Genomic DNA, 23,744 nt, shown 5'->3' on the forward strand with positions numbered 1-23,744 from the left:
ATGACTAAATAAGGCTAACCCGGCTGTTTACGTTTGAGGCGGCCCATGCCCTGCAAGGCTACGACGGGGCCTGCCGGAACATACACGGGCACTCGTACAGGCTGCAGGTAACTATAATCGGAGAGCCCCTGGCAGAAGAAGCACACCCGAAAAATGGCATGGTCCTGGACTTTGGTGATTTAAAGCAACTGGTGCAGAAAGTTATACTTGATGAAGTGGACCATTCGCTTTTTTTACGCGCTGATAGTGCACCGGAACTGATAAGTACATTGCACAAACTAAACCATAAACTGCTGCTGACGCCTTACCAGCCTACGTGCGAAAACATGCTCCTGGATTTTAAAGCAAGACTGCGACATGTGTTGCCTGAAAAAGTTGGTTTGCACAGCCTAAAGCTTTGGGAAACGCAGCACTCGTTTGCGGAATGGTATGCTTCGGATGAGGCGGATGCATTGTGACATACTTTGCGTAAAGTACGGTACAATGCCCTGGCGGCATTTCTTGTAACTTACTCAGGTTTAGCTCGTTTTTTATAATTCAATAATGCGCTTCAACTATGAAAAAGTTACTTGTCATACTTCTCGGGGTTTTTGCATTTGCCTGCGGTGACAACACCAATACCGAACGAGAGCCTAACGCAACTGAAAGCGATGCCACCGTATCGGATGAAGTGGAGATTGGATCTGGTTCGCAAAGAAACCCGCAGCTAGAATTTGAATCAGACTCGAATGAAGTCTTTGATGTAGATACTGTTACCACAACAGAATCTCTTAAAAAAGGGCAGGAAGGATTTTAAACTAGCAGCGTGAGCGCAAAAGGTATTTTTTGCGCTCACGCTGTTTTAACTCACCTGCCATACGGCAACTACAAATCTCTTCTGGAGAATATTCTTCTGGAGCTCCAAACTGGTATAAGCGCCCATAGCAACAGCAGTCCAAAAGCTGCAGCAACTCCCCACACACTCCCAAAGATGCTCTTGTACAAAGCCCCGGTATAGCCCATCAACGCCGACACATCCAGGTTCAGCAGCACAATAATACGGCCCAAATCAATTGGGTTTAAGGCTGTCATTACTAAAGTAGCGTACTCCAAAGGGTAATCACCGAAGGCGTAAAGTATAAACAGTACAATGCCGTCGTAAATCAAGGCAAAGTAGAACCATAGCAGCAAAGCAATGCCTATGCCTTTTGCCTTATCGCGGGTGCTGACCGATGCCAGAAAAGCCATGGCAACAAAAATGAACGTGATGAAAACCCCTGTAAGCACTAAGTATAAACCGGTAAGCCCCGTACTGAAAATAATAACAGGCACGCCCACCCCTACCAGAAATGCAGCCGAAAGAGAGAAAGCCACACCCAGGTACTCACTCATAAAAATCTTTTTGCGGTTGATGGGCTGCGCCACCAGCAACTCCATAAACTCATAGGAGTTGTAAAAATGCGTGGTCGCAAACACAATGCTTATCAGCGGCACCGTCAGCAGCACCAGGTTCAGCAGGCTAAGTATGCCCTTATCAGGGCTGCCGCCCAGGTTAAACAAACCGATAGAAAGCAACAGCAGAAACAACGTATAAGCAATAACAATCTTGCTTTTGATGATGTCCAGGAGTACGTATTTGATGATCTTGTTCATGGGGTATTTCCTCCGTTCATGATTTTAGCAACAGCACGACTCAGGCGATCTTCCTGGGTGCGCATTTTCAGGTTGGCAATGGTTTCGTAAAATTTAATGCTGCCATCTACCATGCAAAGTACTTCTTCAGCCACTTCCTCTATCTCACTCATCACATGCGATGTGATCAGAATCAGCTTGCCCTTTTTCTTTTCTTTGAGGATCTTTCCCTTCAGGATCTCAGCGGCTATCGGATCCAGCCCAGCGGTGGGCTCGTCGAGTATCAGCACCTGCGGGTCGAACAGGAAGGCCAGGGCGGCACTTACTTTTTGCCGGTTACCACCCGACAGGGCTCCCATGCGCTTTTCATACATTTCTTCTAAGCGGTACAAGCCGATCAGTTCATCATCTATGGAAGCGTTTTTACGAATGTCCCGGATCATCTCGATTACCTGGCGCACTTTCATATTTTCCGGGTACTTTCCAATCTGTGGCATATACCCAATCTGACTACGGTAGACATACTTTTTCAGTACACTTTCGCCGTTCATTCTGATATCGCCCTGGTCGGGCAGCACCATGCCAAGTATGCATTTGCTCATGGTGGTTTTGCCTGCCCCGTTCGGCCCGATAATGGACACAACTTTCCCCTTGTCAAACGCAACGCTCACGTCACGGAGTACCTGCAGTTTGCCGTAGGACTTGTGTAAGTTTTCTATCGTTATCATGCTCTATTCTCTTCATTAAGGGTTTTTCATCCACCAGGTTCTCCGGGATAATGCTTGGCAGCACCTTCTCCATATTATCAAGCAGGTCTACCATAAAGCTGCGCATAAACATAACCGATGGCGGCACCTTTTCCACCAGCATCGAGAACAAACTAACCGGGCGGTACGGCACATCTCCTACCTGGTCCTTGTCCAGATCGTAGCCGCTATACTTTTCCCAGTAGTTATGCTCAAAATGGTTCAGCTGGCTTTTACCATTGGTGCTCACATCAAAAGAGTTACCGGTAAAGTTGTTCAGCCGGAAGGTGTCTTCGATGCAGGTTGTCATCAGTTTTATTGCCCAGCCGTTGCGCTCAAAGTTATTGCTTTTAATATCCAGGCGGCTGGAGCTTTCCATGTGGATACCGGTGGTATTGCGCCGGAACGTATTGTTGTAAATCACGCTGTTGCGGATGTCCTTTAAAAGCAAACCATAAGAGGCTGCTCCCCAGTTGTCTTCAAAAGTGTTGTGCTCCATCCGCACATTATCAGTATACATCACAGCAACTCCGGCACCGTTGTTTCGGAAGATGTTGTACGTATAGGTGTTCCCGTCAGAGAACATAAAGTGCAGGCCGTAACGCTGGTTATATTGGCTGGTGTTGCGGTGCACTTTCGTGTTTTTCACCACTTCCAGGTAAATACCGTCGCGGTGGCCCTGAACTATATTATTCGTTATCGCTACATTATCAGTATAGTATACATGTATGGCATTGCCCAGCGCCGACTCAGTTTTACCGGTATTCTCTCCTTTCACCACATTTCCTTTTACCGTAATGTTGTTTGAGTTCTGCAGATAAATGCCAAAGTAGGTGTTCAGGATGGTGTTGTTCAGGATGCGGATGTTATTCCGCTCAATTACCCGTATGGCCGCATCGTCGCGGGTATAGCTGGTGGCAATGTTTTGCAGCGTAAATCCTTCAATGGTTACGTCATCAGCCAAAACTGTGATAATCTGGCCTGTGTTGTTGCCGTCTATTACCGGTTTGCCTTTCCCGATCAGGCGGAGTGGCTTGTTTATTTCTATACCTGATTCCTGGTAACTGCCGCCTTCCACCAGCACCACATCGCCTGCTTTTGCTTGCTGCACTGCCAGCTTTACCGAAGTATAGCTACAGCTTTTGCATACTTTCAGGGTATCTCCTAAAGCCGGTTGCCCACTTGTGAACAGGATAAGAAAAGAAAGTATACTTAAGACTTTATCTTTGAAACTTAGTATCATTTTTAACCGCTGATTGCACCTGGTCCCAGGTTAGTATACGTCCGCCGTGCTCCTGCTCCATTTGTTTGGCTGTAAGTTCGTCCGCAAAAGCAGTTAAGTTCATCCCCATCGGGCTTTGTATCGCTTCACTTTGCAGAAAATGCGCATTTTTGGCATCTACCAAATTCCCGGGATTTGTGTAATCTGTCACCATTACAAATGAAGCACTCTGCTGTAGTTCCGGCTGTTTCACAAGGTAAGCCGCCAGGCATTCTGCCGCATCAAAGTAAAATGGTTTGCCTTTGTCGTTTACAAGTTCGGCACCAAAGCGGTTATCAGAAACGGTCATGTTGCAATGGGTACAATTGGCTTCTCCGTACGGAATGGGTTTGGGCTCAACGGAGCATGCACTCAGGACAGCAAGAAAGGTAAGGGTTGCAATGCTTTTTAGCAGTTTCATGATCAGGTTAAAGCGTTTGTTTGTGTTTTCTTTTTATGACTCAGGTAATAGGCGATGCCTGCAAAAATAAGGGCGAGTAAGATGCCAATGCTACCTGTTGATGGCAAGGAAAGCGCATCGAAATTAAGTAACTGTTTTCTGCCTAGTAAGGGTGGTATGTAGGTCATGCCCGGTATCTTGATCGGGGCAGTAGGGTCTAAATGGGTTCCGAACCGGACCAGCCACAGGTAAAAATCCAGAACGCCTACAGCACCGCCCAGCATCAAAAGCCCGGCCCAGTAAAGTATAAGTTTCCGCTTACCAATTAAGGCCAGAACTACACCGGATACCATGAAAAAAACCACAATGTAGGGCATCACCTTGAGCTCTGTGAACGACTCGGCATGTATCGCTTCCATCCCAATGTAATGGTTCAGGATATTGAAATTCTGGAGCGCACCTTCTGTATCGCCTGTGATTTTGTTTACCCAGATATGCATTTCCAGGCCTTCCGGATACTGCGGTGCTGTCAGGTAAATCTTCCACATCGGAAACAGAAACAGCAATCCAGGGGATAGAGCGGCCATTATCATCAGAATTTTACTCGAGGTTTTCATACTTCTATGGTTTCAGGTGAAAAGTATAAAAGAACAACGGAGCCTGCTTATACAAACTCCGCTGTCCTGCCCGATCAGAGCACTACTAGTCCATACCAGCCTGGGCCGGTGGTGCCGGTTTAGGCTCACCGAGGTTAAACTTGATCGGCACGTTGGATCCTCGCGGCGATACCCGCACGTAACCTTGCATTTCCTGGTGCAGCGCCGAGCAGAAGTCTGTACAGTAGAATGGATAAATGCCTTCCTTCTTTGGTACCCACTTCAGGGTTTGGGTGGCACCCGGCATAATCAGGGTTTCGGCGTTGTTGGCTCCCATTACCGCAAAGCCGTGCGGTACATCCCAGTCCTGCTCCAGGTTTGTTACATGGAAGACCACCGTATCGCCAACCTGCACACCCTCAATGTTATCTGGTGCAAAGTGGCTTCGGATGGATGTCATGTTCACCTTCACGGTTTTGCCCTGCCGTGTCACACTTACGTCCTTCTCAGATTTAACTGCTTCGGGGTGTTGGTTCTCGTTCAGCTTATAAAACTTCACACTATTCTCCGCTACCAGATTAGCCGGTATACCCTGCGCGTAATGCGGCTCGGCCAGCGTCGGAAAATCCAGCAGCAGTTTCATCTTTTCTCCGCTAATATCTATCAGTTGCGCCGAGTGAAGTAATTCTGGTCCGGTTGGCAGGTAACGGTCTTTTGTTACCTTGTTCATCACTACCAGGTACTTCCCATAGGGCTCTCTTGTATCGCCCCCCGGAATCATCAGGTGACCAGGCGAATAGTATACCGGAATTCTGTCTTTTACCTGAAAGTCTTTCAGACTCCACTTCACTACTTCCGACGACACAAACATAGTAGAGTAGGCATTTCCTTTACCGTCAAACTCAGTATGCAATGGTCCTAAGCCGGGCTCTTTCACTTCGGCAGCCAGTACGGCTTCATACTTCAGCACCGGAATGCCGCTCTCTTCACCATCAAATTGCTTAACCTTAATAGCATCCTGCATTTTAGAGAAAGAGAATACCGGAAGTGATGAAGCCAGCTTACCGTTCACTACCATGTACTCACCGGATGGGTCTACGTCGATGCCGTGCGGCGATTTAGGTGCCGGAATCAAATACATCATGCCCGGGCACTCTTCAGGCAGCAGGTAGCGAACTGTTTTTTTAACGGTAGAGGTAGCTTTATGCGTGTTGTGGTCTCTCTTGTTGTGGTAGTAGTTAGCTGGCATTTCGCGTGCCTTGCCTTCTGCGGCATACTTGGCAGCCACTTTCCAGTTGATAGCGGCCAGGTAGTCCCTGTCTTTTTGCGACGCGCCAAGTTCTTTCAGGGTAGCCGACTTCTCGGTGTTGTAGGTTGTAAAAAACACCCAGTCACCGGACGGGCCTTTGCCACCGTTCGCCAAGTCGTAGTCAAAACCCGGCACCAGCACCTGGAAATCAAGCTCCATATCGCCATGCTCTTTGTCTACTTTGATAAAAGAGATGGAGCCACGGAACTTGTCTTTGTACTCCGAAATACTTTCGTCAGCGATACCCCCTGCTTTTGTATCCAACGGAACAGAAAAACGCGTACCGGCAATAATGTACTCGTTGTTATTGGTTGGGTACGGCGAGCAGTGGTTACCGGCAGAATTCGGTATTTCCATGATCTCGACTGTCTCGAAAGTGCGCAAGTCAACTCTAGCCACACGCGGTGTGTTGTTCCCGTTCACAAATAGCCAGCGGCCATCGGCCATACCATCGGCACGCGACAGTTTCGGGTGGTGCAGGTCGTCCCAGGGCACGAAACCATGCGATGTCATCAGCATTGGTTTTGTTTCTTCGTTGTAGCCGTAGCCGTTCTCCGGGAATTGCGAGAACACCGGTATTACCTTTAGCAGCCTGCCCGATGGTATGCCATATACAGATACCTGGCCATTAAACCCGCCCGAGAGGAAGGAGTATAACTCGTCATGCTCTCCAGGTGGCACATAAACGGCCTCAGCAGCATTTTCTGCTATCGATTCATTTTTTGCATTTGTATCCTCAGAGCCGCCGCATCCTTGAAGTATTATACCAGCCAGCAAAACCGCCAGTATGCTAAGCCGGGGTGCTATGCTGTTTAATCTTTGGTTAAGTGCTTTCATGTTTCCGGGGTTTAGTTTAAGTTACTTCCCTTGTGCTTGCAGGTCGTTTAGCCTTAAGAACTCAAGTATAGCACGGGCATCTTTTTCTGCGATATCCTGGTTGGTCATTTGTGTTAAGTGTTCGGCTAGCAGCTTCTTGGCGGTGGGGTCTTTTTTGGTCATCTCCTCCGGGTTGATCACCATGTTCATGATCCACTCTGGCTTGCGTTTTTCGGTTACTCCTAACAGGCCTGGGCCTACTACTTTCTGGTCTGTAAGCTGATGGCAGGCAGAGCACTTACTTTCAAAAATGGACTTGCCCTCTGCAGCAAGCGCATCATCAATTTCAGCGCTAACTTCTATCGAAGACACAGGTCCGATTCCTTTGCCATCATCCTCTGCTGGTTCGTTAGAAGACTGTTGCGCTAAGCCTGGTTCCTCTTGTGCCTCGGTACTCTGGTTTTCACCATCACCCGAAGAGCAACTCATAAGTATGGAGCCACAAAGCAATGCCACCATACCAAAACGCATGGGCTTCAGCAGCTGGCCGAATAGTATTTTGTTTAATGCGAGAGTTCTTTTTTTCATAATGTGGGCCTTTTTTTTGTTAGGTGTTTTAAACAATCTTAGTCGATTGTACGCTTCCCTCCCTTTACGGTTTAATTTGCACCCTGCCATGTGGTCTTCTGCATGGCCAAAGCCTTAAAATAGAAAAAGCGCAGAGCATAACGCGCTGCGCTTTCAAAACACAAAAACACTTCATCAAATACTGCCGCTACAGGTACTGTTATATTTACAAATCTCTCTTGGAGAAGATCCTGCTCGAACTAATAAAAGGCACTATTACCCACAAAAACAGCAGCGCAAAAGCCAGGCCTATGCCCCACAAACTACCAAGTATACTTTTGTACAAAGCACCGGTATAGCCCATCAACGCCGACACATCCAGGTTAAGTAGCACAATAATACGGCCCAGGTCAATTGGGTTTAAGGCTGTGAGCGCAAGTGTTGCACTCTCTAGTGGATAATCTGCAAAGGTGTAAAGTATAAACAGCACAATGCCGTCGTAAATCAAGGCAAAGTAAAACCACAGCAGCAAAGCTATTCCGATTCCCTTTGCTTTATCTCGGGTGATAACAGATGCCAGGAAGGCCATGGCCACAAATATAAACGTGATAAACACGCCTGTAAAAACTAAGTATAAGCCTGTTATACTTACCCCGAACAGCAGCACTGGCAAACCCACGCCAAGTATAAATGCCCCTGAAAGCGAGCAGGCCACACCCAGAAACTCACTCATAAAGATCTTTTTGCGGTTGATGGGCTGCGCCACCAGCAGCTCCATAAACTCATAAGAGTTGTAAAAATGCGTGGTCGCAAACACAATGCTTATCAGCGGCACCGTCAGCAGCACCAGGTTCAGCAGGCTAAGTATAGCTTTATCAGGGCTGCCGCCCAGGTTAAACAAACCGATGGAAAGCAACAGCAGAAACAACGTATAAGCCAGTACTATTTTGTTTCGGATGATGTCGTAAAATACGTACTTGATGATCTTGTTCATGGCCTAGTCCTCCTCATTCATAACTTTGGCAATTGCACGGCTTAAACGGTCTTCGTTTGCCTGCGCTTTAATGTCCTGGATAGTGTCATGAAATTTCACATTGCCATCTACCAGGCACATTACCTCATCTGCTATTTCTTCGATCTCGCTCATGATGTGCGAAGTGATAAGTATAAGCTTACCCCTTTTCTTTTCTTTGAGAATCTTGCACTTAAGTATTTCTGCAGAGATGGGATCAAGACCAGCGGTGGGCTCGTCGAGTATAAGTATTTGCGGGTTAAACATGAACGCTAGTGCAGCGCTCACTTTTTGTTTTGTGCCTCCTGATAGTGAGCCCATGCGTTTCTCATACATTGCCTGTAAGCCATACAGCCCGACCAGTTCTTCGTCCACCTCTTTCACATCTTTGCGGATGTCCCGGATCATTTCGATAACCTGCCGGATTTTCATGTTTTCAGGGTACTTTCCAATCTGCGGCATATAGCCGATCTGGCTGCGGTAAGCGTGTTGTCCAAGTATACTTTCCCCGTTTATCCTGATGTCGCCGCCATCAGGCAGGGCCATGCCAAGTATGCACTTGCTCATGGTGGTTTTGCCGGAGCCGTTCGGCCCGATGACAGATACAACTTTGCCAGCTTCAAAGCTGACGTTTATGTCTTTCAGCACTTGCAGCCTACCGTAAGACTTGCGTAAGTTTTCTATCGTTATCATGCTCTATTTTCTTCATTAAAGGCTGTTCATCAACCAGGTTTTCAGGGATAAAGCTTGGCAGCACCTTCTCCATATTATCAAGCAGGTCTACCATAAAGCTGCGCATAAACATAACCGAAGGCGGCACGCGCTCCACCAGCATCGAATACAAACTTACAGGCCGGTAAGGTACATCGCCCAGCTTATCTTTATCCAGATCATAGCCGCTATACTTATCCCAGTAGTTGTTCTCAAACTTGTTCAAGGTAGAGTTGCCATTAGTGCTTACATCAAATGAGTTACCCGTAAAGTTGTTCAGTTTAAACACATCGTCGGAGCAGCTGCTCAGCAACCTTACCGCCCAGCCGTTGCGGTCAAAGTCGTTACGCTGTATATCCAGCCTGCTAGAGCTTTCCATGTAAATAGCGGTGGTGTTGCGGCGAAAGGTATTGTTATAAATTACGCTGTTGGTAATCTCTTTTAAAAGCAAACCATAAGAGGCAGCACCCCAGTTATCTTCAAAAGTGTTGTGCTCCATACGGATGTCTCGGGTGTACATAACCGCCACACCAGCTCCGTTTTTGGTGAAAGTATTGTAGGTATACACGTTGCGGTCAGAGAACATGAAGTGCAGGCCGTAACGCAGGTTGTGCCGGCTCAGGTTGTTATTTACCTCGCTGTCTTTCACAAACTCCAGGTATATGCCGTCGCGGTGTCCTCGTACTTTGTTGTTGCTGATCTCTGCGTTGTTGCAATACCACAGATGTATGGCGTTACCCAACGACGACTCGTTTAAGCCGGTTACGTTTTTGCCTGAGACAACATTTCCCTTTATCACGCAGTTGTCAGAGTTTTGCAGGTAAATGCCAAAGTAGGTATTCAGGATCGTATTGTTCAGGATGCGGACGTTGCTTTGCTCCACTACGCGTATAGCGGCATCGTCCTGGCGGTAGCTGGTAGCTATGTTTTTCAGCGTAAGCCCTTGTATGGTTACGTTGCTTGCCAGAACTGTTAAAATCTGGCCTTTGTAGTTTCCGTCTATAACCGGGTTGTCGCTTCCTTGTATGGTTAGCGGTTTATCTATTTCAATCCCATGCTCCTGGTATACACCCTTCTCGATCAGGACGGTATCGCCTGGCTTAGCCATTTTTACCGCCTGTTTAACCGAAGTATAAGCACAGGATTTACACACCTTAAGTGTACTGCCGAAGGCTACATTTCCCGACAGCAGCAGCACCAAAGTGCAAAAAATATAATATAGTTTATTCAGGTCTTTCATCGTTTTTAACGGCTTTAACCGCCTCGCTCCAGGTTAGCAGGCGGCCGCCATACTCCTGTTGCATTTTAGCTGCAGCGCCCTGATCGGCTACTGCGGTTAAGTACATGCCCATCGGGCTCGGAAGCGCTTTGGCTTGTAGATACTTCGCGCTGCGTGCATCTATTAACTCATTGGGTCTGGTAAAATCTGTCACCATTAAAAAGGAAGCGTTGTCGCCTTGCTCGGGTTGCTCATTAACATAAGCCATCAAACATTCAGCGGAGTCAAAGAAAAAGGCTTTCCCTTTGCTGTTCACCAGTTCGGCACCGAAGCGGTTATCTGCTACTGTCATGTTGCAATGCGTGCAATTGGCGGCGCCATAAGCAATTGGCTTCGGCTCTGCCTGGCAACCTGCTAAAAGTAGCGTTGCCAGCACCAGGCCATACAAGTATACTTTCACGTTTTTCATGATACAAGCACCTCTTTTTGCTTAATGATCGGTTTGCTTACCTGGTCTTTCAGGCTAAAGAAGTATACCAAACCTGAAAAAGTTATCGCCAGAAAAATGCCCAGGCTGCCCAATGCAGGTAAAGAAAGCGCATCGAAATTAAGCATAGTCTTGCTACCTAAAAGCGGCGGTATATAGGTCATTCCCGGCACTTTGATGGCGGCCATCGGATCAAGGTTAGTGCCGAATTTAACCAGCCATAAATAGAAGTCGAGGATACCAGCTGCCCCGCTCAGCATGAGCAGTACAGTCCAGGCAAGCACCAGTTTTCTTTTACCGATCAACGCCACCAGCACACCAGTTACCATAAAGGCAACCACGATGTAAGGCATAAACCTGAGCTCGGCAAAAGAGTCAGCGTGTATCGGCTCCATACCGATGTAGTGGTTCAGGATATTAAAGTTTTGAAGTACACCTTCTGTGCTGCCTCCGAGTTTATTAACCCAAATGTGCAGTTCCAATCCTTCAGGGTATTGTGGGGCCTGCAGTTGTATCATCCACATCGGGTACATAAACAACAAGCCTAAAGATAAAGCTGCCACAATCATCAGCATTTTTTGATAAGTTTTCATCCTTCTAAAATTTAAGGTGAACAGAAATTTGGTTGCGAGGTAAAAGGGTTCTACAGTTCTACCGGCTTGTCTTCAGTTACTTATCACCCTGATCCCTTCCAATCCATTCGAGACCTTTGGATGATTTCTTCTTCAGCTGAAGTATGTTTCGCAACGTGTTAAAAAAGATCAGCGGAGGTTACCTGGGCAACCTCCGCTGATTTACCCGGTTAGAGCATTATTTTGTTGATGCTACCCCTGGTATGTTTTGTTTCTTTTTACCTGTAGAGAAACTGATCGGTACGTTAGAGCCTTTTGGAGATACCCGGATGTAACCTTGCATTTCCTGGTGTAGCGCCGAGCAGAAGTCTGTGCAGTAGAACGGATACACACCTGCTTTTTTCGGTATCCATTTCAGGGTTTGTGTGGCACCCGGCATGATCAGGGTTTCGGCGTTGTTGGCACCCATTACCGCGAATCCGTGCGGTACATCCCAGTCTTGCTCCAGGTTAGTTACGTGGAAGTAAACGGTGTCTCCTTCCTGTATGCCTTCGATGTTATCTGGTGTCATGTGGCTTCGGATGGCTGTCATTTTCACGCGTACTCTGTTCTTGCTTTCTCTGGTCACGCTCACGTCTGCTTCTTTCTTCACAGCGTGCGGGTGACTGTTCTCGTCCAGTTTGTAGAACTTCTTGCTATTAGGAGCTACTTTGCTTGCAATGATAGCTTGCGCATAGTGCGGTTCGGCTACAGTCGGGAAGTCAAGGAGCATCTTCATTTTCTCACCAGAGATATCGATCAACTGCGCAGAGTGTGCTAACTCAGGACCGGTTGGCAGGTAGCGGTCTTTTGTAATTTTGTTCATCGCTACAAGGTATTTGCCATGTGGTTGTTTTGTATCGCCACCAGGTATCATCAAGTGGCCAACTGAGTAGTATACCGGCATTCTGTCTACCACCTGCAGTTCGTTCAACTTCCATTTTACGATCTCAGAAGACACGAACATAGAAGTATAAGCGTTGCCTTTACCGTCAAACTCGGTGTGCAATGGCCCTAAGCCTGGCTCTTTTACTTCGCCTTTCAGCACAGCTTCGTACTGCAGCACAGGGATACCGTTTTTCTCGCCGTCAAACTTCTTGTTTTTGATAGCATCCTGCATTTTAGAGAATGAGAACACCGGAATAGCTGAGGCAAGTTTGCCACTTACTACCATAAACTCGCCAGATGGGTCTACGTCGATGCCGTGAGGTGATTTAGGAGCAGGCAGGAGGTACATCATACCCGGGCACTCTTCCGGTAACAAGTAACGCACTTTCTTCTTCACAGTAGATTTTGCGATGTGCGAGTTCTCATCCATTTTGTTGTGGTAGTAGTTAGCCGGCATTTCGCGCGCTTTGCCCTCTTTGGCATATTTAGCCGCTAATTTCCAGTTTACTGCTGCCAGGTAATCCTTATCGTTCTGCGATGCGCCTACTTCTTTTAAAGTACCGGCTTTTTCAGAGTTATAAGTTGTAAAGAACACCCAGTCTTCTGATGGGCCTTTGCCACCGTTCGCTAAGTCATAGTCAAAGCCTGGCACCAGAATCTGGAAGTCCAGGTCCATGTCACCGTGCTCAGGATCTACTTTGATGAAAGAGATAGAACCACGGAATTCTTCTTCATACTTATCTAAGCTCACATCCTTTGTACCACCTTTCATATCCAGCGGAACAGAGAAGCGTGTACCTGCAATTACGTACTCGTTGTTGTTGGTTGGGTACGGCGAGCAGTGGTTACCGGCAGAGTTTGGCAACTCCATGATCTCAACAGTCTCAAAGGTTTTCAGGTCGATGCGGGCTACACGTGGTGTGTTGTTACCGTTTACAAATAACCAGCGTCCGTCTGTTTGTCCATCAGTACGAGATAATTTAGGGTGGTGCAAGTCGTCCCAGGGCACGAAACCGTGCGAAGTCTGCAACATGGCCTTAGACTCTTCGCTGTAGCCGTAGCCGTTTTCACCGTGCTGCGTAAATACCGGGATAATCTTTAGCAAACGTCCTGATGGCAAGCCGTAAACAGACACCTGCCCGTTAAAACCGCCAGACAGGAACGAGTATAACTCGTCGTGCTTGCCTGGGGCAACGTAAACTGCAGTAGCTGCGTCGGCTGCTACACCTTCGGCGGTGGCACCCTTATTGCCTCCTTCCGAGTTGCTACATCCCTGTAGCGCTGCGCCCGCTGCTACTGCCATTACCAGGGCAGCTTTGGGAGCGACTTTTCTGAATTTATTTATCAGCGTTTCCATAAAAATATGGTTTGTGTAAATGTTGGTCTTAGATAGATTGGTCATTTTGTCTCAGGAACTCCAGAATGGCTCTTGCATCCTGCTCGTTCACGTTCTGGTTTGTCATTTGTGTTAAGTGCTCTGCCAGCAGTTTTTTAGCAGTAGGGTCTTTTTTGGTCATCTCCTCCGGGTTGATGATCATGTTCATGACCCATTCCGGCTTGCGCTTTCCGGTTACGCCGGCAAGGCCAGGTCCTACTACTTTCTGGTCTGATAACTGGTGGCAGGCAGAACATTTGCCTTCGAAGATAGACTTACCATTTGCTGCCAGCGCCTGGTCCACTTCCGCTCCTACTTCTACTGAGGTAACAGGGCCTACTCCTTTGCCGTCATCTTCTACTGCAGCCTCCGGTGCGTGGTGCGCCAGCCCGCTTTCCTCTTGCGTATTGGCTGTGGTTGCATCGTTTTCTCCTGATGAACAGCTAAAAAGTATAGCGCTGCAAAGGAGAGCCATCGCTCCAAACTGCATTGACTTAAGCAGTTTGCTTAATTGTTTGCTCTTGGTTTTCATTGTCGTGAGAACATTAAGTATTTAAAATTCCTGAGAGTTTGGTGATTGTTATTGAAACAAAGGTATGCCGGACGCTACACGGAATAAAAGACCTTTGTCTCTTTTACTAGTGACCTTTATCATTTTTGCGCATAGCCACCCTTACGACCTTTGAAGCAGGAAAAAGAAGAAGTTTTGAGATGAAACGCTATACATGGTTGCTATTACTTATAAGTGCCTTGGCTGAACCAATGGGCCACACAGGCATCTATATGGCGTTTCGGGCAAACCGCAGTTATATTGCCACTTTTCTGTGTGAGCAGCGCATCCAGCCAACATCAGAATGTAAAGGCGCCTGCTACCTGAAAAAGGAGTTGGAGAAAGAAACAGAGAGAAAGCAACAAGCGCATAACCAACACGCCAGCCCTGATATCATACTTATGGCAACTACCATTAAGGTGGCACCACAAGAACTGGCTTATGTTGAAAAAGCTAAAAGTATACTTTGTAGCTATGGGTTATATCCCCTGATCACGCACAGTATTTTCCACCCGCCCCAATACCTGACTTAGAGCTTTTACTTTACCTGCCTTTGCGGCATCAACATTTATCAATGAATACAATAAAGCATTTAAGTCATGAAAAAATTATTCTTACTCTTAACAGCCCTTATCGCATTTAACACCAGCAGCCACGCCTGCGACAAAGGCTGCACCATGGGCGGCAGCTACTTTGGCATTTTGCCCCAGTTCCATAAAAACTTTGCCGGTTTACGCTACAGTACCCGGGCTTACACGATCACCTCTACCCATGGCGGACACACAGTTGTAACAGAAGAGCGATTTGCCACAACAGAACTATGGGGCCGCTTTGTGCCTGTTAAAAACATTCAGGTTTTTGCCTTTGTGCCATATTTGCAAAGCGAGCAACGCGACAACCACGGTACATTAAAAAGCAATGGCTTCGGTGATGTAACTTTAATGGCTACCTACAACATTCTGAACACCGGTGATAGCCTGCGCCATACTTTAAAGCACTCGTTGCAATTGGGTGGTGGCATTAAACTGGCTACAGGCGCCTACCAGGAAAAGCACCACGAGCAGCCAATGCCCGTTAACATGCAGCCCGGCACCGGCAGTACAGACTACCTGATCAACGGTATTTATACTATCCGCTACAAGCAATTGGGACTAAACAATGATGTTACCTACAGATTTAACACCGAGAACAAAAGCGGCTATAAATTCGGGGATAGAATTAGTGCCTCGTCCAATGCTTTTTACTGGCAGCGTATAGGTGCCGTAGCTTTGCTGCCAAGTGCAGGGGTATACTACGAGTATGCAAAAGGCGATGAAGTAGCAGGTGAAACAAACGCACAGAAAGGCGGAGAGTCATACTTTGGCAACGTTGGCCTGAGCGCCTACATCAAGAATGTGGCTTTAAGTGGCACACTACAGTTACCGATCAGCAGCACCGAAGCGTACCACGCCACCAAAGGCAATAACAGAACGATGGTTAGCGTAACGTATATGTTCTAGAGCACAGGTATTTCACTTGTAAAACAAGTATAAGAAAGGCGGCCGCCCCGAGCATTTCGGAGCGGCCGCCTTTTATACTTATACTATATTACAAATGTATAAACCTTTTGCGCGCCTCCTCTTCCAGGTGTTCGCGGTGGTCTGGGTGCGCGATGTTGATAAGTGCGCGGGCACGTTGGCGCAGGTTTTTGCCGTACAAATATGCCACGCCATACTCTGTAATAACGTAGTGCACGTGCGCCCTGGTAGTAACTACACCCGCTCCCTGGTTTATGAAAGGAGTAATGCGTGAAATACCTTTTTTAGTAACAGACGGAAGTGCAATGATAGGCTTCCCTCCCTCCGACAACGCTGCTCCACGGATAAAATCCATCTGCCCGCCGATACCGGAATACTGGTACGTTCCTATGGAGTCTGATACCACCTGGCCTGTTAAGTCTATCTCAATAGCGCTGTTGATGGCGGTCATTTTAGGCTGCTGGCGGATAATGTTCACATCGTTTACGTAGTCTGTGCGCAACATGGTAATAAGCGGGTTATCATCCACGAAGTCGTATAGCTTGCGGTTACCTACTATAAACCCGGTGGCAATTCGGCCTGGGTGCTTTGATTTAAACTCGTTGGTAATGACCCCATTTTCCACAAGTGGCATAATGCCGTTAGAGAACATTTCGGTGTGTATACCCAAACCTTTGTGGTTACCCAGGCATTGAAGCGCAGCATCCGGTATACCCCCTATTCCCATTTGCAGGGTAGCGCCGTCATCAACCAGTTCGGCGATGTATTGACCTATCTTTTGCTCTACATCAGTTATTTTAAGCCCATAGTCTACTTCAGGTATCGGTTCGTTTACCTCTACCATGGCATCAAAACGGCGGGTGTGAATTAAAGCTTCGCCGTGGGTACGTGGCATTTGCGGGTTAACCTGCGCTACAATATACTTTGCATTTAAAACGGCCTCGCGTGCAATATCCACCGAAACTCCAAGGGAGCAGAATCCATGTCTGTCAGGTGGCGATACATGTACAAGGGCTACATCAATCGGCATAGTGCCACTCCGGAACAACCTTGGAATCTCGCTTAGGAAAATAGGTACATAATCGCCACGACCGCTATTCACAGCCTCCCGCACATTTGCCGACACAAAAAGTGAGTTAATGAAAAAGGACGTCGCATAGCGTTCCTCAGCCAGAGGCATTTCGCCAAAGGTAGTAATGCTTACCAGTTCCACATCACGGAGATCGTCGGCCATATCAGCCAGTTTACGGATAAGGTATTGAGGAGTGGATGCGCTACCGTGCAAAAACACTCTGTTGCCGGACTTGATCACCGAAAGCGCTTCTTCTGCGCTCACGTACTTCGGGGTTTTGTTAGCCATAGTTCTTATGTTGTTATCCAGATCAGTAGCCTGCTGAAAAAAGCTACATACTTTAGCACCTAATTACTTAAACCCAGTTTGTATGGTTTAAAATAACTTGCCCAGCGCCGCTGGTCAGCATGCAAGTTTGAAAGCAAAAAGTTGCTAAAAAATGACCTTTAGCAGCTTTTATCAATAGTACCTGCCTGCTTCGTAACTAGGTGGCCACTAATTTTATCTTCTTAAAAAAGCAATCCTTGTTTTGCGTAACTGCCGTTGCGCCTTTTGCCGCAGTTGCTGGTGGTGCAACAGCCACCCACCTCCCGCTCCTATCAAACTTCCCAGTACAATATCCAGAAAACGGGCATACACCAGCTTATTCGGGTCGGCTGTCATGGCACTTCCTGCCTCGGCTATAAAAATGGTCATGGGTGTGATAAAGATAACGGCCAAGCCATAATGCCGCACCACCAGCATCTCGATGATAAACTGAAGTATAAGTATACTGATGCAGATATCCAGAGCAGACAAGTTGAATGATAGCAGCAGCCAGGTGAGCCCTAAACCAATGAACGTTCCTAAAATCCGGTGCAGGCTTCTCTGCCAGATATGGCGCACACTTATGCCCTGCATTACCGCCAAACAAGAAATAGGTACCCAATAGGGGTTATTCAGCTCCAGCAGGTGCCCGACTAATAGCGAGCCTCCTACAAAAGTACCTATAATGGCAGACTCCACCAGGTTGGCGTAAGTGCTGTCTTTTACCACGATGAGCTCGGCTTTGGGCATGCTTTTTTTAACGATGAGCAGGCTGTAGAAAAAGGCCAGCACACAGGTAAACATGGTTCCCATGGCAAGTATACCTATCCGGGTTGGTATACTTGAAATATTAAAGGCCGATGCGCTAGCAATGCATACTAGCATGATGAAAAAGAAATTTCCTGGGGGCTTCATGGCAAAGTATTTGGCAACCCAATGCACGCACAGCGCATACGCCCCCAGCACCAATGCAGAAAGCAACGGGTTAAAGCTGAAGCTAATACCAATCGCAAAAGAAAAGATGAAGCCAAAGGAACAGGCCAGTAACGTGACCATGCGGTGAGCAAGTGCGGTAGAGGGCATGTAAAGTATAACCAAACCTCCTGTAGAGGCAAGTATGCCATAATCCAGCCTACCAAAATAATAGCCCACCAGCAAAGGCAAGCCAACGCACAACGAGGCCAGCACAGGCAGGTGCCACAGCCGCTCCGACTTTCGTAATTCTACTAATGATTTTAACTCTTTTCTTAAAAGCTCCCAAGAACTGCTTTTCATTTACCGTAACTTGACTCTAAACTATCCGCCCCGCTTATTTTACAAGGCCAGGCACTTAAAAGTATGTACCCTACAGCTGGTATTTTTCGCGGCACTACCTACCGTATACGCTAAGTTTTGATTTATACTGTAGCCTGTAACATTAAAAAAGCCCCTGCTTTGGGGCAGAGGCTTTTGGTTATTTTGCTACGGTTCTTTCTATTTCCCGCAGGTTCTCCATCTTTTTATTTCTCAGGAAACCGTTGATGTCTTCGAAGTGCTCGCGGATGCGTTTGTTGCCAAACTCAAATACCTTCGTAGCCAGCCCATCCAAAAAGTCCCTGTCGTGAGATACAAGTATAAGTGTACCGTCAAAAGCGCGGAGGGCATCTTTCAGAATATCTTTCGTTTTGATATCAAGATGGTTGGTAGGTTCGTCAAGTATAAGCAAATTAACGGGCTGCAGCAGAAGCTTGATCATGGCCAGACGTGTTTTCTCGCCACCCGAAAGCACTTTTACTTTTTTGTCTATCGTTTCGCCGCTGAACATAAAGGCCCCAAGCAAATCTTTTACGCGGGTGCGGGCATCGCCAATAGCAATCTCATCTATCGTCTGGAAAACGGTAAGTTCGCCATCAAGTAAAGAAGCCTGGTTCTGGGCAAAGTAACCGATCATGCAGTTATGGCCAAGTTGCAGCTTGCCGTCAAAGTCAATCTCACCCATAATGGCTTTCACCAGCGTGGATTTACCCTCGCCGTTTTTGCCCACAAAGGCTATTTTCTCGCCACGCTCAATGGTAAGCGAAGCATCTTTAAAAACGGTATAATCGCCATACTTTTTGGTTAGCTCTTCGGCAATTACAGGGTAGTTACCCGAACGCGGCGCCGGCGGAAATTTAAGGTTAAGTGCAGAAGTGTCTACTTCATCCACCTCCACAATCTCCATCTTCTCCAGCATTTTTACCCGCGATTGCACCTGCAATGTTTTAGAGTAAGTGCCTTTAAAGCGATCGATAAAACCCTGTATCTCGGCAATTTCCTTCTGCTGATCGTCGAACTGCTTTTGCTGCTGCTCGCGGCGCTCCTGGCGCAGTTGCAGGTATTGGCTGTAGTTTACTTTGTAGTCGTAAATACGGCCCATGGTTACCTCAATGGTGCGGTTGGTAATGTTGTCTACAAAAGTTTTGTCGTGCGAGATCACGATTACCGCCTTTGCGTTGTTCACCAGGAAATCCTCCAGCCATTGGATGGACTCAATGTCGAGGTGGTTGGTTGGCTCATCAAGCAGGATCAGGTCGGGCTGCTGCAACAGGATTTTAGCCAGCTCGATGCGCATGCGCCAGCCACCGCTAAACTCTTTCGTGGACCGCGCAAAATCCTCTCTTGTAAAACCCAGGCCTTTCAGCGTTTTCTCTACTTCTGCATCAAAGTTAATATCCTCGATAGAGTAGTATTTTTCGCCTAGTTCCGACACTTGCTCAATTATCTTGTAATATTCATCAGAGTCATAGTCGGTGCGGGTTTCGAGTTGCGCGTTCAGCTCATCCATCTGCTTTTTCATGTCCAGCACTTTAGCAAAAGCTTTGGACGCCTCTTCAAACACGGTGCAGTTGTCTTCGGTGAGCAAGTGCTGTGGCAGGTAAGCAATTACAGCATCTTTCGGTGCCGATACTTTACCACGCGTTGGTTTGCTTGCACCTGCTATTATTTTTAACAGCGTAGATTTACCGGCCCCGTTTTTACCCATCAGGGCTATCCGGTCGTTCTCGTTTATATTAAAAGAAACATTGCTAAAAAGCGCTGAGCCATTAAACTCTACACTTACCGCATCAACTGAAATCATATCGTAAATTTTAAAGCTGCAAAGATAAACTATTTTCCCGTTTGCTTTACCCGGCTGTTTATACTTTCAGAACCTAACCTCCTGCCATACTTTTGAGTTCATACTTGCGCAGCAAACTAAAGTCATCAAACGCTTTTATACTTGCATATCCAAGTATGGAAGCAGCGCCTGTTCGTACCTGCCCCCAGCATTAAAAACTCCAGCAACCAATCATCGTTTAACAGCTAAAGTAAGCCGGTGCCGGAAACTGGTTCTTCTAGACTATTTGCTCCTGCTATGCCACACATTGCCATCATATCCTCCAGCGTGCGCGATGGGCGCAACACACACCGTGTGGCATTATTCTTTCAATCATACATTACCCAAAATAAACTGGCCACAGCCGAGGTACTAGACCTGAAAGAATATAATTTCCCGATTTTTGAGGAGCGATTAAAAAACCAGAAAGCACCAACTGAAGGAACACTGGACTTCGCTAAAAAGATTACGGAAGCAGATGGTGTGATTATAGCCACGCCAGAGTATAACGGAGGTTACCCGGCAAGCCTTAAAAATGTGGTAGACCTGCTTTACGACGAGTGGCACCGCAAGCCTATTGGTTTGGTTACAGTATCGGCGGGGGCTTTTGGCGGCATGCAGGTAATGCGGGCAATACAGTTTTCGCTCTGGAAGATGCGGGCCTGGGTGGTGCCGGCTATGTTTCCGGTACCTAAAGTAGAAAGTTCTTTTGACGAAGAAGGGAAGCCCACCGAAAAGGAGGCCACAGAGAAGCGGGCAGCAAAATTTATGGATGAAATGCTTTGGTGCATCACGGCAAAGCAAAAAATGGATAGCAAGTAAGTATGCTACTGCTGAAATAATATTTCGTCTGCCCCTCCATTTAGCTTATACTCTTCATTTTAACTCCACGCCCAAACAAGCCAAAATCAGGCACTAATCGTTAGCGGCAATTCCACTTTACATAAGCTTTCATACTTATAGGCTAGCTTCTTAAATCCAAATGCAACGGTTTTTTCCTGAAAGGTAATTGTGCAAATTTAAAGTATACATTAAACCCTATACTTAAAAATCAGTCTTAACATAGATTGCTATACAACTGGCGTTGATTTTTGCAGCTGCCTCTTGTATGCAGGCACTCTTCAGGCTTTACAATTAGCTTTTTGTTTTAAGCCTGAATCCTTAATTTGCCGAACCGTTACCTGAAAACATACTTGAACTAATCTTCAATCCTATACTTACTAAATTATCTAACATGAGAAAACGCGCACATTTCCTGTTGGCGTTCTTGCTGTTAACTGGCAGCGTAGCCCAGGCACAGCAGCCGCAGCAAACACAACAGGCGCAGGTTAAACAAGACCCTGTAATCCAGAACATCATTAAGCAGGCAACTGAAAACTCTCAGCTTGAGAAACTGGGCCATGAACTAATGGACGGCATCGGGCCAAGACTGGTAGGCACACCGCAAATGCAGGAGGCTGGTAACTGGGCAGTAAACAAGTATAAAAACTGGGGTATTGATGCCCGCATTCAAAATTATGGCGAGTGGCGAGGCTGGGAGCGCGGTATTACGCACATCGACATGGTGCACCCACGTGTAAAATCCATTGAGGGAATGCAGCTGGCCTGGAGCCCTGCTACGCCTTCTAAAGGAGTAACAGCTGAGGTGATCACGATGCCTGATTTCGCTGACTCTGTTGCTTTCCAGCGTTGGTTACCAAGTGTAAAAGGCAAGTTTGTGATGATCTCGATGAACCAGCCAAGCGGCCGCCCGGAGTATAACTGGAAAGAGTTTGCGACAGAGGAGTCTCTTGAGAAAATGAAGAAAGAGCGCGATGCACAAAACGACGCGTACCGTAAGAAAATCGCAGCAACCGGTAAAACGTCCCGCTCTCTGCCTGTAGCCCTTGAGAATGCAGGTGCAGCTGGTATTGTGATGTCTAACTGGTCCAGCGGATTTGGTGTAAACAAAATCTTCAGCGCTTATACTAAAAAAATACCTACCGTAGATGTTGCCCTGGAAGACTATGGCATGCTATACCGCCTGGCCGAGAACGGCAGCAAGCCGCGCATTAAAGTAGTAGCTGAGTCGAAGCACGCCAAGAAGCCGGTTCCTACATTTAACACCATTGCAGAGATCAAAGGCAGCGAGAAACCTGATGAGTACGTGGTACTTTCTGCTCACTTCGACTCTTGGGATGGCGGTACTGGTGCAACTGACAACGGTACAGGCACTATCCTGATGATGGAAGTAATGCGCATCCTGAAAGAAGTATACCCTAACCCGAAGCGTACCATCCTGGTAGGCCATTGGGGTAGCGAAGAGCAGGGCCTGAACGGTTCGCGCGCTTTCGTGGAAGATAACCCAGAGATCGTGAAAAAGACGCAAGCCGTGTTTAACCAGGACAACGGTACCGGCCGTGTTGCCAATATCTCTGGCCAGGGTTTCCTTAACTCTTACGACTACATGGGCCGTTGGCTAAGCGCTGTTCCGCGTGAAATCACCAGAGACATTCAGACCTCATACCCTGGTTTCCCGGGTGGTGGCGGCTCTGACCATGCTTCTTTCATTCCGCATGACGTACCGGCCTTTATGCTGAGCTCTCTAAGCTGGTCTTATGGCAACTACACTTGGCACACCAACCGCGACACGTACGACAAGATCGTTTTTGACGACGTGCGCAGCAACGTTATCCTGACGGCTATCCTGGCATACATGGCCAGCGAAGAGCCGGAACTGGTATCGCGTGAGCGTAGTGTTATGCCTGTTAACCCACGCACAGGCGAACAGATGAATTGGCCACAAGCCAGACCTGCAACCCGTAAAGGTGGTTTAGACTAATAGCAGAAGTATAAAGCTGTAAAGCTCTATTAACCCAAAAAGCCGCTTAAGTTTATACTTGAGCGGCTTTTATACTTCTGTACCCTAACAAAGTGTGTGTATGTTTTGTTAAGGTATAATCTGATACTCTAGCCGATGTGCAGCGTACAATCAGGAAGTATAAACCAAGCGTTATAATACATGGAAAATAGCAACGACAACAAGTACGAACTGGCTACCTTTGCAGGCGGCTGCTTTTGGTGCATGGTTAAGCCTTTTCATAAGTGGGATGGTGTGATACAAGTGCTGTCTGGCTACACAGGGGGCCACACCGAAAACCCGACTTACAAAGAAGTATGCTCCGACACTACCGGCCACTACGAAGCTGTACAGATTACTTTTGACCCCAGCATAATTTCTTACAAAGAGATACTGGAGGTTTTCTGGGAGCAGATAGACCCGACAGATGCAGGTGGGCAGTTCGGAGACAGGGGATCATCTTACCAGACAGCCATTTTTTACCACAACGAAGAGCAGAAACAACAGGCCGAGGAGTCGAAGAAAGAGCTTGAAAACAGCAAGCGTTTTAACGGCCCCATCGTTACGCCTTTACTGCCCGCTCAAAAGTTCTGGCCTGCAGAAGAGTACCACCAGGATTACTACAAAAAGAATCCGTCGCATTATAAAATGTACAGCGTCGGGTCTGGCAGGGTTGGCTTTATAGAGCGCCATTGGGCTGATAAAAAACAAGTATGAATTGCCGGATTACTTAACG

At 47.2% G+C, this 23,744-nt stretch carries 23 protein-coding genes and 1 pseudogene; 7 read left to right on the plus strand and 17 right to left on the minus strand.

Annotated features, from left to right (window positions below; genetic code table 11):
* The first annotated feature begins 23 nt into the window (after positions 1 to 23).
* Complete coding sequence (locus Q1A23_RS12465; protein WP_299824386.1) at positions 24 to 458, plus strand: 6-carboxytetrahydropterin synthase; 435 nt, start codon at positions 24 to 26, stop codon at positions 456 to 458.
* Positions 459 to 556: 98 nt separating this feature from the next.
* Positions 557 to 796 (plus strand): hypothetical protein, encoded by a 240-nt coding sequence (locus tag Q1A23_RS12470; protein ID WP_299823829.1) that lies wholly within the window; start codon positions 557 to 559, stop codon positions 794 to 796.
* A gap of 68 nt (positions 797 to 864) precedes the next feature.
* On the opposite strand, the gene Q1A23_RS12475 is transcribed toward Q1A23_RS12470, so the two are convergent.
* From Q1A23_RS12475 to Q1A23_RS12540, 14 genes are all read right to left on the minus strand, one after another.
* Positions 865 to 1,632, minus strand: coding sequence for an ABC transporter permease subunit (locus tag Q1A23_RS12475; RefSeq protein WP_299823831.1), 768 nt, complete (start codon positions 1,630 to 1,632; stop codon positions 865 to 867).
* The gene (locus Q1A23_RS12480) at positions 1,629 to 2,339 is read right to left on the minus strand and encodes an ABC transporter ATP-binding protein (protein ID WP_299823833.1); all 711 of its coding nucleotides are present in this window, start codon (positions 2,337 to 2,339) and stop codon (positions 1,629 to 1,631) included. Before Q1A23_RS12480 ends, Q1A23_RS12475 begins: the two co-directional genes overlap by 4 nt.
* Entirely contained in the window at positions 2,284 to 3,600 is a 1,317-nt protein-coding gene (locus Q1A23_RS12485; protein WP_299823834.1) for a nitrous oxide reductase family maturation protein NosD, read from the minus strand. The genes Q1A23_RS12480 and Q1A23_RS12485 overlap by 56 nt, the downstream gene beginning before the upstream one ends.
* On the minus strand, positions 3,578 to 4,039 hold the full coding sequence (locus Q1A23_RS12490) for a nitrous oxide reductase accessory protein NosL (protein WP_299823836.1): 462 nt from the start codon (positions 4,037 to 4,039) through the stop codon (positions 3,578 to 3,580). Before Q1A23_RS12490 ends, Q1A23_RS12485 begins: the two co-directional genes overlap by 23 nt.
* Positions 4,040 to 4,041: 2 nt before the next feature.
* Positions 4,042 to 4,635: a hypothetical protein gene (locus Q1A23_RS12495; RefSeq protein ID WP_299823838.1), complete on the minus strand. Its 594-nt coding sequence runs from the start codon at positions 4,633 to 4,635 to the stop codon at positions 4,042 to 4,044.
* Positions 4,636 to 4,720: 85 nt separating this feature from the next.
* Positions 4,721 to 6,760, minus strand: a complete 2,040-nt coding sequence (gene nosZ / locus Q1A23_RS12500) for a Sec-dependent nitrous-oxide reductase (RefSeq protein WP_299823840.1) — start codon at positions 6,758 to 6,760, stop codon at positions 4,721 to 4,723.
* Between the two features lie 21 nt (positions 6,761 to 6,781).
* Complete coding sequence (locus Q1A23_RS12505) at positions 6,782 to 7,327, minus strand: cytochrome c (protein ID WP_299823842.1); 546 nt, start codon at positions 7,325 to 7,327, stop codon at positions 6,782 to 6,784.
* 205 nt (positions 7,328 to 7,532) lie between these two features.
* Positions 7,533 to 8,300 (minus strand): ABC transporter permease subunit, encoded by a 768-nt coding sequence (locus Q1A23_RS12510; RefSeq protein ID WP_299823844.1) that lies wholly within the window; start codon positions 8,298 to 8,300, stop codon positions 7,533 to 7,535.
* A gap of 3 nt (positions 8,301 to 8,303) precedes the next feature.
* The gene (locus tag Q1A23_RS12515; RefSeq protein WP_299823846.1) at positions 8,304 to 9,011 is read right to left on the minus strand and encodes an ABC transporter ATP-binding protein; all 708 of its coding nucleotides are present in this window, start codon (positions 9,009 to 9,011) and stop codon (positions 8,304 to 8,306) included.
* Positions 8,974 to 10,269, minus strand: a complete 1,296-nt coding sequence (locus Q1A23_RS12520) for a nitrous oxide reductase family maturation protein NosD (RefSeq protein ID WP_299823847.1) — start codon at positions 10,267 to 10,269, stop codon at positions 8,974 to 8,976. Before Q1A23_RS12520 ends, Q1A23_RS12515 begins: the two co-directional genes overlap by 38 nt.
* On the minus strand, positions 10,253 to 10,717 hold the full coding sequence (locus Q1A23_RS12525) for a nitrous oxide reductase accessory protein NosL (protein WP_299823849.1): 465 nt from the start codon (positions 10,715 to 10,717) through the stop codon (positions 10,253 to 10,255). The genes Q1A23_RS12520 and Q1A23_RS12525 overlap by 17 nt, the downstream gene beginning before the upstream one ends.
* Positions 10,714 to 11,328, minus strand: coding sequence for a hypothetical protein (locus Q1A23_RS12530; RefSeq protein WP_299823850.1), 615 nt, complete (start codon positions 11,326 to 11,328; stop codon positions 10,714 to 10,716). The genes Q1A23_RS12525 and Q1A23_RS12530 overlap by 4 nt, the downstream gene beginning before the upstream one ends.
* A 217-nt stretch (positions 11,329 to 11,545) precedes the next feature.
* A complete protein-coding gene (nosZ, locus tag Q1A23_RS12535; RefSeq protein ID WP_299824388.1) occupies positions 11,546 to 13,591 on the minus strand; it encodes a Sec-dependent nitrous-oxide reductase in 2,046 nt (681 codons plus the stop codon).
* A 28-nt stretch (positions 13,592 to 13,619) separates the two neighbouring features.
* Positions 13,620 to 14,141 (minus strand): cytochrome c, encoded by a 522-nt coding sequence (locus Q1A23_RS12540; RefSeq protein ID WP_299823852.1) that lies wholly within the window; start codon positions 14,139 to 14,141, stop codon positions 13,620 to 13,622.
* Between the two features lie 179 nt (positions 14,142 to 14,320).
* On the opposite strand from Q1A23_RS12540, the gene Q1A23_RS12545 reads away from it, so the two are divergent.
* Together Q1A23_RS12545 and Q1A23_RS12550 are read left to right on the plus strand one after the other, a co-directional pair.
* On the plus strand, positions 14,321 to 14,692 hold the full coding sequence (locus Q1A23_RS12545; protein ID WP_299823854.1) for a hypothetical protein: 372 nt from the start codon (positions 14,321 to 14,323) through the stop codon (positions 14,690 to 14,692).
* A 66-nt stretch (positions 14,693 to 14,758) separates the two neighbouring features.
* The gene (locus Q1A23_RS12550; protein WP_299823855.1) at positions 14,759 to 15,658 is read left to right on the plus strand and encodes a hypothetical protein; all 900 of its coding nucleotides are present in this window, start codon (positions 14,759 to 14,761) and stop codon (positions 15,656 to 15,658) included.
* 88 nt (positions 15,659 to 15,746) lie between these two features.
* Here Q1A23_RS12550 and Q1A23_RS12555 read toward each other — a convergent pair whose 3' ends face one another.
* The 3 genes from Q1A23_RS12555 to Q1A23_RS12565 all read right to left on the minus strand — a co-directional run bounded on the left by Q1A23_RS12555 (position 15,747) and on the right by Q1A23_RS12565 (position 20,151).
* Positions 15,747 to 17,036 (minus strand): acetyl-CoA hydrolase/transferase C-terminal domain-containing protein, encoded by a 1,290-nt coding sequence (locus Q1A23_RS12555; protein WP_299823856.1) that lies wholly within the window; start codon positions 17,034 to 17,036, stop codon positions 15,747 to 15,749.
* Between the two features lie 213 nt (positions 17,037 to 17,249).
* Entirely contained in the window at positions 17,250 to 18,329 is a 1,080-nt protein-coding gene (locus tag Q1A23_RS12560) for an FUSC family protein (RefSeq protein ID WP_299823858.1), read from the minus strand.
* A 178-nt stretch (positions 18,330 to 18,507) separates the two neighbouring features.
* Positions 18,508 to 20,151, minus strand: a complete 1,644-nt coding sequence (locus Q1A23_RS12565) for an ABC-F family ATP-binding cassette domain-containing protein (protein WP_299823859.1) — start codon at positions 20,149 to 20,151, stop codon at positions 18,508 to 18,510.
* 276 nt (positions 20,152 to 20,427) lie between these two features.
* Here Q1A23_RS12565 and Q1A23_RS12570 point away from each other — a divergent pair, with 276 nt between their 5' ends.
* From Q1A23_RS12570 to msrA, 3 genes and pseudogenes are all read left to right on the plus strand, one after another.
* Complete coding sequence (locus tag Q1A23_RS12570; protein WP_299823861.1) at positions 20,428 to 20,991, plus strand: NAD(P)H-dependent oxidoreductase; 564 nt, start codon at positions 20,428 to 20,430, stop codon at positions 20,989 to 20,991.
* Positions 20,992 to 21,403: 412 nt separating this feature from the next.
* Positions 21,404 to 22,990, plus strand: coding sequence for a M20/M25/M40 family metallo-hydrolase (locus Q1A23_RS12575; protein ID WP_299823863.1), 1,587 nt, complete (start codon positions 21,404 to 21,406; stop codon positions 22,988 to 22,990).
* Between the two features lie 180 nt (positions 22,991 to 23,170).
* Positions 23,171 to 23,704 (plus strand): annotated as a pseudogene (gene msrA / locus Q1A23_RS12580) (peptide-methionine (S)-S-oxide reductase MsrA); the annotation flags it as partial.
* Between the last annotated feature and the right edge of the window lie 40 nt (positions 23,705 to 23,744).

Source organism: uncultured Pontibacter sp. (assembly GCF_947492645.1).
In the GTDB taxonomy this organism is placed as follows: Bacteria; Bacteroidota; Bacteroidia; order Cytophagales; family Hymenobacteraceae; genus Pontibacter.

Coding starts and splice junctions, on each gene's coding strand:
- Q1A23_RS12505 (WP_299823842.1), bottom strand. CDS start 7,327: ATGAAAAAAAGAACTCTCGCATTAAACAAAATACTATTCGGCCAGCTG.
- Q1A23_RS12525 (WP_299823849.1), bottom strand. CDS start 10,717: ATGAAAAACGTGAAAGTATACTTGTATGGCCTGGTGCTGGCAACGCTA.
- Q1A23_RS12545 (WP_299823854.1), top strand. CDS start 14,321: ATGAAACGCTATACATGGTTGCTATTACTTATAAGTGCCTTGGCTGAA.
- Q1A23_RS12515 (WP_299823846.1), bottom strand. CDS start 9,011: ATGATAACGATAGAAAACTTACGCAAGTCTTACGGTAGGCTGCAAGTG.
- Q1A23_RS12520 (WP_299823847.1), bottom strand. CDS start 10,269: ATGAAAGACCTGAATAAACTATATTATATTTTTTGCACTTTGGTGCTG.
- Q1A23_RS12510 (WP_299823844.1), bottom strand. CDS start 8,300: ATGAACAAGATCATCAAGTACGTATTTTACGACATCATCCGAAACAAA.
- Q1A23_RS12570 (WP_299823861.1), top strand. CDS start 20,428: ATGCCACACATTGCCATCATATCCTCCAGCGTGCGCGATGGGCGCAAC.
- Q1A23_RS12555 (WP_299823856.1), bottom strand. CDS start 17,036: ATGGCTAACAAAACCCCGAAGTACGTGAGCGCAGAAGAAGCGCTTTCG.
- nosZ (WP_299824388.1), bottom strand. CDS start 13,591: ATGGAAACGCTGATAAATAAATTCAGAAAAGTCGCTCCCAAAGCTGCC.
- Q1A23_RS12575 (WP_299823863.1), top strand. CDS start 21,404: ATGAGAAAACGCGCACATTTCCTGTTGGCGTTCTTGCTGTTAACTGGC.
- Q1A23_RS12485 (WP_299823834.1), bottom strand. CDS start 3,600: ATGATACTAAGTTTCAAAGATAAAGTCTTAAGTATACTTTCTTTTCTT.
- Q1A23_RS12550 (WP_299823855.1), top strand. CDS start 14,759: ATGAAAAAATTATTCTTACTCTTAACAGCCCTTATCGCATTTAACACC.
- Q1A23_RS12490 (WP_299823836.1), bottom strand. CDS start 4,039: ATGAAACTGCTAAAAAGCATTGCAACCCTTACCTTTCTTGCTGTCCTG.
- Q1A23_RS12540 (WP_299823852.1), bottom strand. CDS start 14,141: ATGAAAACCAAGAGCAAACAATTAAGCAAACTGCTTAAGTCAATGCAG.
- Q1A23_RS12560 (WP_299823858.1), bottom strand. CDS start 18,329: ATGAAAAGCAGTTCTTGGGAGCTTTTAAGAAAAGAGTTAAAATCATTA.
- Q1A23_RS12475 (WP_299823831.1), bottom strand. CDS start 1,632: ATGAACAAGATCATCAAATACGTACTCCTGGACATCATCAAAAGCAAG.
- nosZ (WP_299823840.1), bottom strand. CDS start 6,760: ATGAAAGCACTTAACCAAAGATTAAACAGCATAGCACCCCGGCTTAGC.
- Q1A23_RS12495 (WP_299823838.1), bottom strand. CDS start 4,635: ATGAAAACCTCGAGTAAAATTCTGATGATAATGGCCGCTCTATCCCCT.
- Q1A23_RS12565 (WP_299823859.1), bottom strand. CDS start 20,151: ATGATTTCAGTTGATGCGGTAAGTGTAGAGTTTAATGGCTCAGCGCTT.
- Q1A23_RS12530 (WP_299823850.1), bottom strand. CDS start 11,328: ATGAAAACTTATCAAAAAATGCTGATGATTGTGGCAGCTTTATCTTTA.
- Q1A23_RS12470 (WP_299823829.1), top strand. CDS start 557: ATGAAAAAGTTACTTGTCATACTTCTCGGGGTTTTTGCATTTGCCTGC.
- Q1A23_RS12480 (WP_299823833.1), bottom strand. CDS start 2,339: ATGATAACGATAGAAAACTTACACAAGTCCTACGGCAAACTGCAGGTA.